The following is a 14,474-nucleotide window of genomic DNA, read 5'->3' on the forward strand; positions in this document are numbered from 1 at the left end:
CTTCGAGTGAGTAAGATCCCTCAGAGACGATGAGGTTGATAGGTTCGAGGTAGAAGCATGGTGACATGTGGAGCTGACGAATACTAATCGATCGAGGACTTAACTAACTTCTATATTTTGATGTCGTAACCTACTCTTATTTAGTTTTCAGGGTACAAGTTTAAAAAAGACTTGCATTTTCTGAAGAAAATGCATATAATATAACTTGTCTTTAAAAATTACATACTTTCATGTCTGGTAATGAAGGCGGAAAGGTCACACCTGTTCCCATACCGAACACAGCAGTTAAGCTTTCCAGCGCCGATGGTAGTTGAGACCTTGTCTCTGCGAGAGTAGGACGTTGCCAGGCATATTAAAAGACAGATTATCATAAAATGATAGTCTGTCTTTTTGTTTTGTTTATTTTTTAGTAACGTTTACGTATATTGTTTATTAGGGAACAGGGTTCCATATAAAGGATAATATATAGAAAAGAGGAAAAGAAAATGGAAGTACTTATAGAGGAAATTATGGGGGATCATTTCTATGTAATTGTAACGAGGCTGTTAGTTGCCTTATTATTATCTGGAATAATCGGATTTGAACGAGAGTGGAATAATCACTCCGCAGGTTTTCGGACACATATATTAGTAGGTGTCGGTGCTAGTCTGATGATGCTTTTATCGATATTTGGTTTTCTTGAGTTTCTCGAGCATTATGATAATGTACGGTTTGACCCGGCCCGCATTCCTTCTTATGTAATAAGCGGAATTGGATTTCTTGGCGCTGGAACAATTATTGTCTACGGGGGAACGATTCGCGGACTTACAACAGCTGCTTCTATATGGGCGGTAGCTGGTGTCGGGCTTGTGGTAGGTGCAGGAATGTATGGTCCTGCTATTGTTGCAACATTAATCATTTTAATTAGTTTAGTTGTATTGAATAATCTTGAAAAACTGCTCCCTTCGCAACGAAAATACACAAGGATTGAAATGGTTGTCGAGCAAAAAATAAAAGTACACAAGCTTGTTGAAATAGCAGAAATGTATGATGTGAATATTATTGCAGTGGAAGTGGAAAAAATGGAAAGAGATCTCAGAAAGATTTATTTCAAGATGAAAGGTATGGGAGGAAATCAGTTGCTTGTATTATTTGAAGAAATGTCTAAATTAGATGGTGTTAATAATATCAATCAACTGGAAAAGTGAGACATACAGTGCAAGGGGCAAGGTTAAAGGAGGAGTTATTCCACCTTTAACTTATGCTTATTATTTTAAATCTCTCTCTTTCCGTTTATTTCCTTGAAAAATGTCTAGAATAGAATATTGGATATTACTTTTCAACAGTTCTATTTTGGCGTATAATTAATTTATAGTCAAAGATAGTCAAAGTCAATGTCATTTCCTTTTGTTCCGGCATAGCAAGAAATGAGTGATATGTAAGGAGAGGGGGAATTCTTAACAATGAGCAATATTTCAGATATTATTGAAGCGTATCTAAAGAAAGTACTTCATTCCACAGGTAAAAATGCAATTGAAATTAAGCGGAGTGAAATTGCAGACCAGTTTGAATGTGTACCTTCACAGATTAATTATGTGATTAACACGAGATTTACGACAGAAAAAGGGTATATAGTGGAAAGTAAGCGTGGTGGTGGGGGATATATCCGGATCATTCGTGTAAAGCACGAAGATAAGGCAGAGTTGATTGATGGTATTATTAAAATGATTAATCCAAGTATTTCGCAGCAGGCAGCAGTTCATGTGCTGGAACGTTTACGGGATGAAGAAATCATTACGAATCGGGAAGAAAAACTGATTTATAGTGCGATTGAACGAACGACATTACCATTTCAGCTGCCAGAACGAGACGAGATTCGGGCACGTATTTTAACTGCGATGCTTCATACTTTGAAATACTATAATTAACCCTATTATGGGCAGGAGGAGGAAGATGCGTGTGGAATGTCAAGAGTGTCAAAAACGGCCAGCTACAGTTTATTTTAAACATGTAATAAATGGGGAGAAAAAAGAAGTTCGCGTGTGTGAAGTTTGTGCCCAAGAAAAAGGCTATATGCAATCTCAAGATCAGGGATCTTCTCTCCACGATTTACTTACAGGAATATTTAACTTTGATACGTATCCATTCGGAACTCAAGTGTCCGACAAAAAACAAATTAAAGAGCTTCAATGCCCGAATTGTAAATTGACTTTTTCGGCCTTTAAGGAAATCGGAAAATTTGGCTGCGCCACTTGTTATGAAACTTTTTCAGAACGTTTAAGTCCTATACTACGACGGGTTCATGCAGGGAATACAGCCCATGCTGGTAAAATACCAAAACGCACAGGTGGAAATATACAAAAAAAACGTCAATTAGAGGAATATCGTATCCAAATGAAGAAGTTAATAGAGGAAGAAGCTTTTGAAGAAGCCGCGATTCTCCGAGATAAAATAAAAGCATTGGAAACACAGGGATCAGCTAAGAGGGGGGAAAGCGAAGGATGACATTAGAGCATTTTCTAAACGAAGCGATAAGTCCTTGGATGCGAAAAGAGGGTACCGATAGCGATATTGTTTTAAGCAGCCGGATTCGTTTAGCTCGGAACTTCGCTAATGTTATGTATCCTATCCTAGGGAAAGAAGATGAATTAAAAAAGGTTCATGATTTCATGAAAGATACGTATAATAAAACGTCCTTTCAGGATTATACGGATTTCCACTTTATCTCGACAAAGAATTTATCAGAAATAGAGAATCAGATTTTAATTGAGAAGCATCTCGTCAGTCCTAGCCTAACCAGATATCCACAGTCAGCAGCACTTATTTCTAAAAATGAGCAGGTCTCCATTATGATCAATGAAGAAGATCATTTGAGGATCCAACTTTATTTCCCTGGATATCAACTTGCCGATGGTCTGAAACAAGCTTCACAGCTGGATGATTGGATAGAGGGGAAAGTTGACTATGCGTTCGATGAGAAGTTTGGATATCTCACGAGCTGTCCAACGAATGTGGGAACAGGAATGCGCGCGTCCGTGATGATGCACTTGCCGGCCCTGGTGATCACGAAGCAGATGAGCCGGATGATCCCTGCGATTAATCAGTTCGGGTTGGTCGTGCGTGGAATATACGGGGAAGGCAGTGAATCACTAGGTAATATTTTCCAGATTTCGAATCAGATCACCCTCGGGAAATCAGAGAAAGATATAGTCTTTGATTTAGCCAGTGTCGTGAAGCAGCTGATTGAGCAAGAACGGCTTGCCCGGAGCTATATTACCGAGCAACTAGGAATCAGTCTGGAGGATCGTATTTTCAGGTCTTATGGAACGATGAAGAATGCCCGAATCATTGAATCGAAGGAAGCCGCTAAATGCATTTCTAACGTGCGTTTAGGTATAGACTTAGGTATTATTGAAAATATATCTAAAAATATATTAAATGAATTAATGACTCTAACACAACCAGGATTCTTACAATATTATGCTAACAGACGCTTAACACCGCGAGAGCGCGATGTATTTCGTGCTTCGCTCATCAGAGAAAGACTTGAATTAGAGAAATAGGAGGGATGCCAGATGATGTTTGGAAGATTTACAGAAAGGGCGCAAAAGGTGCTTGCACTGTCACAAGAAGAGGCAGTACGTCTCGGACATAATAACATTGGAACAGAGCATATTTTGCTCGGGCTTGTTCGCGAAGGCGAGGGGATTGCGGCGAAGGCTCTGCAATCATTAGGAGTACAAGTTGAAAAAATTCAAGAAGAAGTGGAGAAATTAATTGGAGTAGGTAAACAGCCGATGCAATCGATTCACTACACTCCACGAGCAAAAAAAGTTGTGGAACTATCACAGGATGAAGCGCGCAAGCTTGGCCATTCCTATGTAGGGACGGAACATATTTTACTCGGCCTTATCCGGGAAGGAGAAGGCGTTGCAGCCCGGGTTCTTAATAACCTTGGAATAAGCCTAAATAAAGCCCGTCAGCAAGTTTTAAAACTATTAGGCAGTAATGAGTCTCAAGCAGGCAGAAGAGGGCGTGGCGGCCAGCAATCAAACGCGAGCACCCCGACGCTCGATTCCCTTGCAAGAGATTTAACGGTAAGTGCAAGGGAAGGTAAAATTGACCCGGTTATTGGTCGTTCCAAAGAAATTGAACGTGTCATACAAGTATTAAGTCGCCGGACGAAAAATAACCCTGTATTAATTGGGGAACCGGGTGTTGGTAAAACAGCAGTGGCAGAAGGACTTGCCCAGCAAATTATTGATAATGAAGTACCGGAAACCCTCCGTGATAAACGCGTGATGACGCTTGATATGGGGACGGTCGTTGCAGGGACGAAATATCGTGGAGAGTTTGAGGACCGTTTAAAAAAGGTCATGGAAGAAATTCGCCAAGCTGGGAATGTTATTCTATTTATTGATGAATTGCATACATTAATTGGTGCAGGGGGCGCAGAAGGTGCAATTGACGCATCGAATATTTTAAAGCCATCCCTTTCCCGCGGAGAAATCCAGTGTATTGGAGCGACGACGCTGGATGAGTACCGGAAATATATTGAAAAAGATGCAGCACTTGAACGTCGTTTCCAGCCGATTCAAGTGGATGAGCCATCTGTTGAAGAAACGATTCTTATTTTAAAAGGTTTGCGTGACCGCTATGAGGCCCATCATCGTGTAACCATTACCGATGAAGCGATTGAAGCGAGTGCGACACTATCGGATCGCTATATTACAGAACGATTCCTGCCGGATAAGGCAATCGACTTAATTGATGAGGCTGGTTCTAAAGTTCGTCTTCGTTCCTACACGATTCCGCCGAACTTAAAAGAACTGGAACAGAAATTAGCAGACGTCAGGAAAGAAAAGGACGCGGCTGTTCAAAGTCAGGAATTTGAAAAAGCAGCATCTTTACGTGATACAGAACAGCGATATCGTGAAGAACTCGAGAAAACGAAAAATGAATGGAAAGAGAAGCAAGGTCAAATGGACTCGGAAGTAACCATTGAAGATATTGCGAGTGTCGTATCGATTTGGACTGGTGTACCGGTAGCTAAGCTTACGAAAGATGAAACGCAGCGTCTTCTTAATATGGAAGAAATTCTCCATAATCGTGTAATCGGCCAAGAAGAAGCAGTGAAAGCTATATCGACTGCTATTCGTAGAGCCCGCTCAGGACTGAAAGATCCGAAGCGTCCAATTGGTTCGTTTATCTTCTTAGGCCCTACAGGGGTCGGTAAAACAGAGCTTGCAAGAGCCCTTGCTGAAGTGATGTTTGCAGATGAAGACGCGATGATTCGCGTTGATATGTCGGAGTACATGGAAAGACATTCTACAGCACGATTAGTCGGATCCCCTCCAGGGTACGTCGGCTATGAAGAAGGCGGCCAATTAACGGAAAAAGTCCGCAGAAAACCATATTCTGTTGTTCTTTTGGATGAAGTGGAAAAAGCCCACCCGGAAGTCTTTAACATCCTGCTTCAAGTGCTGGAAGATGGGCGTTTAACAGACTCCAAAGGTAGAACCGTTGATTTCCGTAATACAGTCATCATTATGACTTCAAACGTTGGTGCAAGTGAGTTGCGTCGTAATAAATTTGTCGGTTTCAATGTTGCAGACGAAAGCCAGCAACACGCCGATATGAAATCAAAAGTAATGGACGCACTTAAGAAAGCCTTCCGTCCAGAGTTCTTAAACCGGATTGATGAAACGATTGTTTTCCATTCTTTAGAGAAGAAGCATATGAAAGACATTGTTGTGCTTATGTTAGAAGAACTGAAAGAAAGATTGGAAGAACAAGAAATCGAACTATCACTGACAGATAAAGCAATCGAGAAAATTGCTAACGAAGGATTCGACCCGGAATATGGAGCAAGACCTCTAAGACGCTCCATTCAGCAAAATATCGAAAACATGTTATCTGAGGAATTACTGAAAGGAACGGTCGAAAAAGGCAAGTCCGTGAAAATCGGCCTAAACAACAAAGGTGAATTCATCATTTTAAAATAAAGCAGTAGCACCAGTCAGATAAAAGCTAGAAGAGTCACCTCTTCTAGCTTTTACTGCACTTAAGCTTAAAAGTAAAAGCTTGGAAAATATGCTTTCTATCCCAGTGTGTGGCATAATTTAGGAAAAAGTTGAGAAATTGAAACTACTATGTAACCTATGAAAAGTAATAATCGTATACAATAGAAGAAGGGATCGAATGAGTTTGGCTAAACGCAAGAATACATTTGTCTGCCAAGACTGTGGTTATGAATCTCCGAAATGGATGGGGAAATGCCCCGGCTGCGGAAACTGGAACACAATGGTCGAAGAAGTACAGGCTGGAGGCAGCGGCGGCAGGCATGTTACAACCGGTAAGCGGACGGTTAGTAAACCAGAACCGATTACCCAACTTGAATCACAAAAAGAACCACGAATTACAACTGAAATGCGAGAATTCAACCGTGTGCTCGGCGGTGGAATTGTTCCGGGCTCCCTCGTGTTAATCGGTGGGGACCCAGGGATAGGGAAATCGACGTTGTTATTGCAAATATCAGCCCAGATCGCTAAGAAAAAAATGCGTGTCCTTTATATCTCCGGGGAAGAATCAACGAGGCAAACGAAACTTCGGGCAGACCGTCTAGGTGTGCAAGAAGCAGAATTATACGTATTAAGTGAGACCAATTTATATGATATAGGTCAACAGATTGAAAAGTTGAAGCCAGAACTTGTTATTGTGGATTCGATTCAAACGATCTACCGGGAAGAAGTAACGAGTGCACCGGGAAGCGTATCCCAAGTACGGGAAAGCACTGGGGAACTCATGCGGATTGCGAAGACAAATCATATTTCTGTTTTTATCGTTGGACATGTAACGAAGGAAGGGGCAATCGCTGGGCCAAGACTTTTGGAACATATGGTAGATACAGTGTTGTATTTTGAAGGGGAACGACATCATACATACCGGATTTTACGCAGTGTGAAAAACCGTTTTGGTAGTACACATGAAATGGGAATTTTTGAGATGCGTGAAGAAGGTTTACGTGAAGTCGTGAACGCTTCGGAAATATTTCTGGAAGAGCGAAAAACTGGCACAGCAGGCTCTACAGTAGTTGCATCAATGGAAGGAACGCGGCCGATTCTAGTAGAAATTCAAGCACTCATTGCTCCGTCAAGCTTTGGAAACCCGCGTAGAATGGCTACTGGCATTGATTCGAATCGTGTTCCGCTGCTCATGGCTGTTTTGGAGAAGCGGGTTGGTTTCATGTTGCAGAATCAGGATGCTTATTTGAAAGTGGCTGGCGGAGTGAAGTTGGATGAGCCCGCAATTGATCTGGCAATTGCCATTAGCATTGCATCCAGCTTCCGGGACCAGCCGACAGAACCAAAGGATATTTTCATCGGTGAGGTTGGACTGACTGGAGAAATCAGAAGGGTCTCCCGGATTGAACAACGTGTACAGGAAGCAGCTAAGCTTGGTTTCGAGCGGGTAATTTGCCCGCAACATAATTTGGATGGTTGGACGATTCCGAAAGATATTCAAGTAGTTGGTGTTTCCACCATTCAAGAAGCATTAGAAATAGGACTTGCAAGATGAATTTAACGCTTTTAGTGAAAAAATGAGCTTATCTCTCCTATCCGTAGGGTTATAAAAGAAAAATAAAGGTAATAATAAGCATAAGGAGGTGAGAAAATGTTAAAAAAAGTTGTTCATATCTTTTTTATTGTCCTTGGTGGAACGATTGGTTACCTGTATATCCCCATGATTATTAATTTATTAAATATAGATATGAACTGGCTGACAAACCCATATCTTGGCATGACATTAGGTGCAATTATTTTATTTTTACTCTCTTCATTTTTTGTGGATCACGTCGTAAACTTTTTCAAATGGATAGAAGATACCCTTATTAAACTGCCGGCAATGGACTTATTATTTGGTAGCTTAGGAATGATTGTCGGACTTGTCATAGCCTATCTCGTTACGATGCCACTTCAGGATATCAATATCCAAGTATTCTCACAAGTACTGCCGATTTTTATTACGATAATTCTTGGCTATTTAGGTTTCCGTGTTGGCTTCAGGCGCCGGGAGGAATTTTCGAGTTTACTGCGGACAGGGAAAAAGGATAAACTGAAAGAAACTACTGATCAAGGTGATGCAGATTCAGAAGATGAAATGCCGAAACCGAAAATACTTGATACAAGTGTTATAATAGACGGTAGAATTGCTGATATTTGCAGTACAGGGTTTTTGGAAGGGACATTAGTAATCCCTCAATTTGTATTAGGAGAGCTGCAGCACATTGCGGATTCCTCGGATGCGTTGAAGCGTAATCGCGGGCGGCGCGGACTTGATGTGCTGAATCGTATTCAAAAAGAATTACCGATTACAGTAGAGATCTATGAAGGTGATTTTGAAGAGATCGCTGAAGTGGACAGCAAGCTGATTAAACTCGCTAAAGTGACGGATGGAATTGTGGTAACGAATGATTTCAACTTGAATAAAGTGTGTGATCTGCAGCGTGTTCCTGTGCTTAATATTAATGATCTTGCAAATGCAGTCAAACCGGTCGTCCTACCAGGAGAAGAACTGGTCGTCCAAGTAATCAAGGACGGGAAAGAACAGCGCCAGGGAATCGCCTATTTGGATGATGGAACAATGATTGTTGTCGAAGAAGGCCGTGACTATATCGGAAAAACAATTGAGGTCATTATTACAAGTGTCTTGCAGACTTCTGCAGGCAGAATGATCTTCGCCAAACCAAAAACACTTGAAAAAGCACTGTAAAAAAGGTATAACTTATTAAGGATAATGCTTGAAAAGTGATGACATCTATATTGTTATCACTTTTCAAGTGCGTTACGGTACATAATTTTCAAAAAGAGAGGGGAAACATCATGACGAATGAGGTTCGGGTACGTTATGCACCAAGTCCAACAGGTCATTTGCATATTGGTAACGCAAGAACAGCGCTGTTTAACTATCTGTACGCGAAACATTATAATGGAAAATTTATTATTCGGACGGAAGATACCGACGAAAAGAGAAATGTGGAAGGTGGCGAAGAGAGTCAGCTCCGCTATTTGAAATGGTTAGGTATCGAATGGGAAGAAGGCCCGGATGTGGGCGGAGAGTACGGACCATACCGCCAGACCGAGCGTCTTGATTTATATGGGAAATATGTGGACGAGCTCTTGGAGCGCGGACTTGCGTATAAATGCTATATGACAGAAGAAGAACTGGAACAAGAGCGGGAGGAGCAGCGCGCGAAAGGTCAGGTGCCGAAGTATTCTGGTGCCCACCGTAACCTGACGGAAGAGCAAATTGCGGCATTTGAAACAGAAGGCAGACTTCCAAGTATTCGTTTCCGTGTGCCTGACAATGAAACCTATACATTCCATGACCTTGTGCGTGGTGATATTACATTTGAATCCAGTGATTTTGGTGACTGGGTCATCGTGAAAAAGAACGGGATTCCAACCTATAACTTTGCAGTTGCAATAGATGATCATTTAATGAAAATCACGCATGTGCTTCGCGGAGAAGAGCATATTTCCAATACACCGAAACAAATGATGGTTTTTAATGCTTTTGATTGGGAAGTGCCGACATATGGCCATATGACACTTATTTTAAATGAGAACCGGAAGAAGTTGAGTAAGCGAGATGAACATATTTTACAATTCATCGAGCAATATCGCAATCTCGGTTACCTGCCAGAAGCGATGTTCAATTTCATTAGTTTACTTGGCTGGTCTCCTGTTGGAGAAGAAGAGATTTTCGATAAGGAAACGTTAATTGATATCTTTGATCCGGACAGATTATCGACTTCTCCAGCTATTTTCGACCAACAAAAGTTAAAGTGGATGAACGGTGAATACGTTAAGAATGTCGATCTTGAAAAAGTAATCGACCTTACCATGCCGCATTTAATTGCTGCTGGAAAACTGCCGGAAAACATGGGTGAAGATAAACGCAAGTGGGCGGAAAATGTAATTGCCCTTTATCAGGAACAATTGAGTTATGGTGAAGAAATTGTCGAACTGACCGAATTGTTCTTTACAGAAGAAATAAATTATAACGAAGATGCAATTAAAGTACTTGAAGAAGAACAGGTTCCAGAAGTTCTTCAAAGCTTTAGAGATAAGTTGAACACACTTGAATCTTTTACCGCTGACGAAATTAAAGCCCAAACGAAAGCTACACAGAAAGAAACCGGTCATAAAGGGAAAAAGCTATTTATGCCGATTCGTGTCGCAACAACTGGTCAAACCCATGGCCCGGAATTGCCGCAAGCAATCGCGCTGCTTGGCAAAGAAATCGTCATGATTCGTCTGGACAGAGTTCTTCGGGGAAAACATGTGAATTAATTGCAGAGCTTTCTAGTTCACAAATTCGGGAAACTGTAATATAGTAATAGTAAATATTTGAACGTTGAAGAGGAAGAGTAGGACTTTCTTCGTTTATCCAGAGAGAATCACCTTGGCTGCGAGTGATTTTAAATGAAACTTCCGAAGTGCCCCTCAGAGTCTATTATGGAAATATAGTACATAATAGCGGAACTCTACCGTTAACAAGAGTCCAAGTTGGAAGGAAGCAATTTCTTCAAACAGAGTGGAACCGCGCATCAAGCGTCTCTGTCCTCATGCAGAGACGCTTTTTTTATGTTGATTAACTCGATTTGTGAACTTGGGTTTAAGGAAGCCATTAAAATGAAAGGTGGTATGACGGTGGGTATATTTAAGCGGATGAAAGAGGATATGGAAGTTGTGTTTGACCAAGACCCCGCCGCGCGAACTTATTTTGAAGTTTTTCTAACCTATTCCGGTCTTCACGCCGTATGGTTTCACCGGATTGCCCATGCGTTTTATAACAGAAGATTGTTCTTCTTTGCACGTGCGATTTCGCAAATCAGCAGATTCCTGACAGGGATCGAAATCCATCCCGGGGCAAAAATCGGCAGACGCCTATTTATTGACCATGGAATGGGAGTCGTCATTGGCGAGACGTGTGAAATTGCCGATAACGTAACGATTTACCAAGGAGTCACGCTTGGAGGAACTGGTAAAGAAAAAGGAAAGCGTCATCCGACAGTAAAGAAAAATGCCCTCATATCCACAGGGGCAAAGGTTCTTGGTAATATTACGATTGGAGAGAACGCGAAAATCGGGGGCGGTTCCGTCGTTTTAAAAGACGTTCCTGATAACTCCACTGTAGTTGGAATCCCTGGCAAAGTGATCATCCAAGACGGAATACGCGTAAAAGACCTGGATCATCATAAGCTTCCGGATCCGGTTGCTGATCGGATCAATGAGATACAAAGCCAAATTGATATACTGCAAGCAGAAATTGAAAAGCTGAAGAAGGGGAGTCATTTCCAACATGTCGATTAAATTATTTAATACGTTAACGCGAGAGAAAGAAAATTTTAAACCAATAGAATCAGGGAAGCTGAAGATGTATGTATGCGGCCCAACCGTTTATAACTATATTCATATCGGGAATGCCCGACCTGCGATTGTATTTGATACGGTAAGACGCTATTTTGAATATAAAGGTTATGAAGTTGATTATGTCCTTAATTTTACTGATGTCGATGATAAGATTATTCAAGCGGCAGAAGAAAGTGGCGAAGATGTTCGGACACTTGCAGACCGGTTCATTGATGCATATTTAGCCGACGTGCAAGCTTTAGGTGTTAAAAGAGCAACCTACCACCCGCGCGTAACCGAAACAATGGATGAAATCATTGATTTTATCCAAGGCTTAGTTGATAAAGGTTACGCTTATGAAGTGGAAGGTGACGTCTATTTCAAACCACGTTCCTTTGAAGGGTACGGAAAGCTTTCACAGCAGTCGATTGATGAGCTGAGAGTAGGTGCAAGGATTCAGGTCGGAGAAAAGAAAGATGACCCACTTGATTTTGCGCTTTGGAAACGAGCGAAGGACGGAGAAGTTGCTTGGGACTCACCATGGGGCGATGGCAGACCCGGCTGGCACATCGAATGCTCGGCTATGGCGAAGAAGTACCTTGGTGAAACGATTGATATCCACGCAGGCGGTCAGGATTTGACGTTCCCGCACCATGAAAATGAAATAGCTCAATCGGAATCAATGAACGACCAGCCGTTTGCGAATTATTGGATGCATAATGGCTATATCAATATCGATAATGAAAAAATGTCGAAATCCCTCGGAAACTTTGTTTTGACAAAAGATTTAATCGATCAGCATGACCCTCAAGTTCTGCGTTTCTTTATGCTGAGTGTGCATTACCGCCATCCGATTAATTTCACAGAAGAATTACTGGATAGTGCAAAAATCAGTCTAGAACGAATTAAGACAGCTTATCATAATTTGGAGCATCGTAAACAAACAAGCATGAATCTCGTCGATAGCCAGGAGGAGTGGCTTGCTAAAATCAAGCAGTTCACCCTTGATTTTGAAAAGGAAATGGATGATGATTTTAATACGGCAAATGCGATTTCCGTATTGTTCGATCTTGCAAAAGAAGCGAATATCTACCTTGCCGAGGAACAAACTCATACATCCATACTGGAAGCATTCCAAGATACAATTGTTACGTTACTTGGAATACTTGGTATTGATTTGGAAGAAGAGCAGGAACTCTTGGATGAAGAGATCGAGGTGCTGATTGAAGAGCGAAATGAAGCAAGGAAAAATAAGGATTACCAACGTGCAGATGAAATACGAGATCTACTAAAAGATAAATCAATTATTTTAGAAGATACCGCGCAAGGAGTTCGCTGGAAAAGAGGCTAAGCATGGCACTTCAAGCAAAACAAATGAAAAGTTTAGCGCTTGCTTATATGGGTGATGCTGTTTATGAAGTATATGTCAGAGAACATTTACTCAAAACGGGTCAGGTCAAGCCAAATCAGCTACATCAAAAAGCTGTAAATTTTGTATCGGCAAAAGGCCAGGCCGCCGTACTGTTTCATTGGTTGGAAGCCGGACTGCTTTCCCCGGAAGAAGAGCGCATTGTCGCCCGGGGAAGAAATGCAAAGTCCGGCTCCATTCCTAAGAATAGCAGTGTTCAGACGTATCGCTATAGTACAGGCTTTGAAGCGTTATTAGGCTATCATTATATAGATGAAAATAAAGACCGGCTGTATGAACTAATGGAAGCTGCTGTAACATTCATTACAACAACAATGGAGGAAAGGAAGAACAACAATGAGCGATGAAATAATCATAGGGAAAAACCCCGTCATGGAGGCACTTTCCTCGGGGCGTTCGGTAAATAAAGTATTTGTTGCCGAGCAGTTGAATCCCAATACGGTAAAGAAATTAAAGCAGCTTGCAAAAGAGGCTGGAACAATCGTTCAGCACGTTCCGAAAGCGAAGCTTGATCATCTTTCCAATGGGAATCACCAAGGAATTGTTGCATATGTTGCATCTTATGCATATGGAAATTTGGAAGAACTTTTCGAACGAGCGGAACAAAGAGGGGAAGATCCTTTTTTTATTATTTTGGACGAGCTGGAAGATCCGCATAATCTAGGTTCTATTTTACGAACAGCAGACGCTACAGGTGTTCATGGGGTGATTATTCCGAAACGCCGCTCTGTTGGTCTCACAGCAACCGTCGCGAAAACGGCAGCAGGAGCTATTGAACATGTTCCGGTTGTTCGGGTAACGAATATTGCAGATACAATCGATGAATTAAAGGAAAGACAAGTTTGGGTCGTTGGTACAGAGGGTGAGGCAACAGAAGATTACCGTAGGCTGGATGGCACGATACCAATTGCAGTCGTCATTGGCAATGAAGGAAAAGGTATCTCACGACTCGTCCGGAAAAAGTGTGATTGGACGGTAAGTATCCCGATGTACGGCGAAGTTTCATCATTAAATGCTTCCGTTGCTTGCAGCTTATTGTTATATGAAGTTTATAGAAAGCGAAATCCGCTGGGTGAAAGCTGATGGATATATTATTAGTAGATGGTTACAACATCATTGGGGATTGGGAGGAATTGCAACGTCTGCGTGACGGGGATATGGCCGCGGCAAGGGATCTTCTCATTGAGCGTATGGCTGAGTACCAGGCATTTACGGGGATGAAGGTTATTATCGTTTTTGACGCCCACGAGGCGCCGGGTAAAGAGAGCAAGCTAAAACAGTTCAAGATAGAAGTTATCTATACGAAAGAAAATGAAACCGCTGATGAACGTATTGAACGGTTAATCAAAAAATTAAAAAACGTCAAGACACAAGTTTATGTAGCGACCAACGATTATACAGAGCAGCGCACGATTTTTGCTCAAGGGGCATTACGCATCTCCGCCCGTGAGCTGAAAGTCGATATTCGCGATATGGAGGAAGAAATTGATGAACGTTTGAAGGAACAGGAGAAAAAACAGCCTCAAACAAAAATCATCCTCGATCAAGATATTCTTGAGCGCTTTGAAAAAATGAGAAGAGGAGAAAATTGAGAAAATAGATTTTTTTCTCCTTTTTACGTTAAAATGCTTCAAGCTATATTGACGAAA

General features: G+C 41.6%; 13 protein-coding genes, 2 rRNA genes and 1 other annotated feature. All 15 genes read left to right on the top strand.

Annotated features, from left to right (window positions below):
* Positions 1 to 107: ribosomal RNA gene (locus LZD48_RS11935) — 23S ribosomal RNA — on the top strand; the annotation flags it as partial.
* A 126-nt stretch (positions 108 to 233) separates the two neighbouring features.
* A 5S ribosomal RNA gene (gene rrf / locus LZD48_RS11940) occupies positions 234 to 349 on the top strand.
* Positions 350 to 485: 136 nt separating this feature from the next.
* Positions 486 to 1,187 carry an MgtC/SapB family protein gene (locus LZD48_RS11945; RefSeq protein WP_235762974.1) on the top strand — a complete coding sequence of 234 codons (702 nt, stop codon included), beginning with the start codon at positions 486 to 488 and terminating at the stop codon, positions 1,185 to 1,187.
* 255 nt (positions 1,188 to 1,442) lie between these two features.
* Positions 1,443 to 1,907, top strand: coding sequence for a CtsR family transcriptional regulator (locus LZD48_RS11950; protein ID WP_235762975.1), 465 nt, complete (start codon positions 1,443 to 1,445; stop codon positions 1,905 to 1,907).
* Positions 1,908 to 1,938: 31 nt separating this feature from the next.
* Complete coding sequence (gene mcsA, locus LZD48_RS11955; protein WP_235762976.1) at positions 1,939 to 2,484, top strand: protein-arginine kinase activator protein McsA; 546 nt, start codon at positions 1,939 to 1,941, stop codon at positions 2,482 to 2,484.
* Positions 2,481 to 3,542, top strand: a complete 1,062-nt coding sequence (gene mcsB / locus LZD48_RS11960) for a protein-arginine kinase McsB (protein ID WP_235762977.1) — start codon at positions 2,481 to 2,483, stop codon at positions 3,540 to 3,542. Before mcsA ends, mcsB begins: the two co-directional genes overlap by 4 nt.
* 12 nt (positions 3,543 to 3,554) lie before the next feature.
* Positions 3,555 to 5,984: an ATP-dependent protease ATP-binding subunit ClpC gene (gene clpC, locus LZD48_RS11965; protein ID WP_235762978.1), complete on the top strand. Its 2,430-nt coding sequence runs from the start codon at positions 3,555 to 3,557 to the stop codon at positions 5,982 to 5,984.
* Positions 5,985 to 6,186: 202 nt separating this feature from the next.
* A complete protein-coding gene (radA, locus tag LZD48_RS11970) occupies positions 6,187 to 7,557 on the top strand; it encodes a DNA repair protein RadA (protein WP_235763082.1) in 1,371 nt (456 codons plus the stop codon).
* Between the two features lie 96 nt (positions 7,558 to 7,653).
* Positions 7,654 to 8,751: a PIN/TRAM domain-containing protein gene (locus LZD48_RS11975; protein WP_235762979.1), complete on the top strand. Its 1,098-nt coding sequence runs from the start codon at positions 7,654 to 7,656 to the stop codon at positions 8,749 to 8,751.
* Between the two features lie 110 nt (positions 8,752 to 8,861).
* The gene (gene gltX / locus LZD48_RS11980) at positions 8,862 to 10,334 is read left to right on the top strand and encodes a glutamate--tRNA ligase (RefSeq protein WP_235762980.1); all 1,473 of its coding nucleotides are present in this window, start codon (positions 8,862 to 8,864) and stop codon (positions 10,332 to 10,334) included.
* A 55-nt stretch (positions 10,335 to 10,389) separates the two neighbouring features.
* Positions 10,390 to 10,606, top strand: a binding site (T-box leader).
* Positions 10,607 to 10,700: 94 nt separating this feature from the next.
* Positions 10,701 to 11,357 carry a serine O-acetyltransferase gene (gene cysE, locus LZD48_RS11985; protein ID WP_235763083.1) on the top strand — a complete coding sequence of 219 codons (657 nt, stop codon included), beginning with the start codon at positions 10,701 to 10,703 and terminating at the stop codon, positions 11,355 to 11,357.
* A complete protein-coding gene (gene cysS, locus LZD48_RS11990) occupies positions 11,347 to 12,747 on the top strand; it encodes a cysteine--tRNA ligase (RefSeq protein ID WP_235762981.1) in 1,401 nt (466 codons plus the stop codon). The genes cysE and cysS overlap by 11 nt, the downstream gene beginning before the upstream one ends.
* A gap of 2 nt (positions 12,748 to 12,749) precedes the next feature.
* Positions 12,750 to 13,172 (top strand): Mini-ribonuclease 3, encoded by a 423-nt coding sequence (locus LZD48_RS11995; RefSeq protein ID WP_235762982.1) that lies wholly within the window; start codon positions 12,750 to 12,752, stop codon positions 13,170 to 13,172.
* Entirely contained in the window at positions 13,162 to 13,908 is a 747-nt protein-coding gene (gene rlmB / locus LZD48_RS12000; protein WP_235762983.1) for a 23S rRNA (guanosine(2251)-2'-O)-methyltransferase RlmB, read from the top strand. Before LZD48_RS11995 ends, rlmB begins: the two co-directional genes overlap by 11 nt.
* Positions 13,908 to 14,417 (top strand): NYN domain-containing protein, encoded by a 510-nt coding sequence (locus LZD48_RS12005; protein WP_235762984.1) that lies wholly within the window; start codon positions 13,908 to 13,910, stop codon positions 14,415 to 14,417. Before rlmB ends, LZD48_RS12005 begins: the two co-directional genes overlap by 1 nt.
* Positions 14,418 to 14,474: the final 57 nt, after the last annotated feature.

Source organism: Oceanobacillus alkalisoli (genome assembly GCF_021556485.1).
Lineage (GTDB): Bacteria > Bacillota > Bacilli > Bacillales > Amphibacillaceae > Oceanobacillus > Oceanobacillus alkalisoli.

Coding starts and splice junctions, on each gene's coding strand:
- LZD48_RS11945 (WP_235762974.1), top strand. CDS start 486: ATGGAAGTACTTATAGAGGAAATTATGGGGGATCATTTCTATGTAATT.
- LZD48_RS11950 (WP_235762975.1), top strand. CDS start 1,443: ATGAGCAATATTTCAGATATTATTGAAGCGTATCTAAAGAAAGTACTT.
- mcsB (WP_235762977.1), top strand. CDS start 2,481: ATGACATTAGAGCATTTTCTAAACGAAGCGATAAGTCCTTGGATGCGA.
- clpC (WP_235762978.1), top strand. CDS start 3,555: ATGATGTTTGGAAGATTTACAGAAAGGGCGCAAAAGGTGCTTGCACTG.
- LZD48_RS11975 (WP_235762979.1), top strand. CDS start 7,654: ATGTTAAAAAAAGTTGTTCATATCTTTTTTATTGTCCTTGGTGGAACG.
- gltX (WP_235762980.1), top strand. CDS start 8,862: ATGACGAATGAGGTTCGGGTACGTTATGCACCAAGTCCAACAGGTCAT.
- cysS (WP_235762981.1), top strand. CDS start 11,347: ATGTCGATTAAATTATTTAATACGTTAACGCGAGAGAAAGAAAATTTT.
- LZD48_RS11995 (WP_235762982.1), top strand. CDS start 12,750: ATGGCACTTCAAGCAAAACAAATGAAAAGTTTAGCGCTTGCTTATATG.
- rlmB (WP_235762983.1), top strand. CDS start 13,162: ATGAGCGATGAAATAATCATAGGGAAAAACCCCGTCATGGAGGCACTT.
- LZD48_RS12005 (WP_235762984.1), top strand. CDS start 13,908: ATGGATATATTATTAGTAGATGGTTACAACATCATTGGGGATTGGGAG.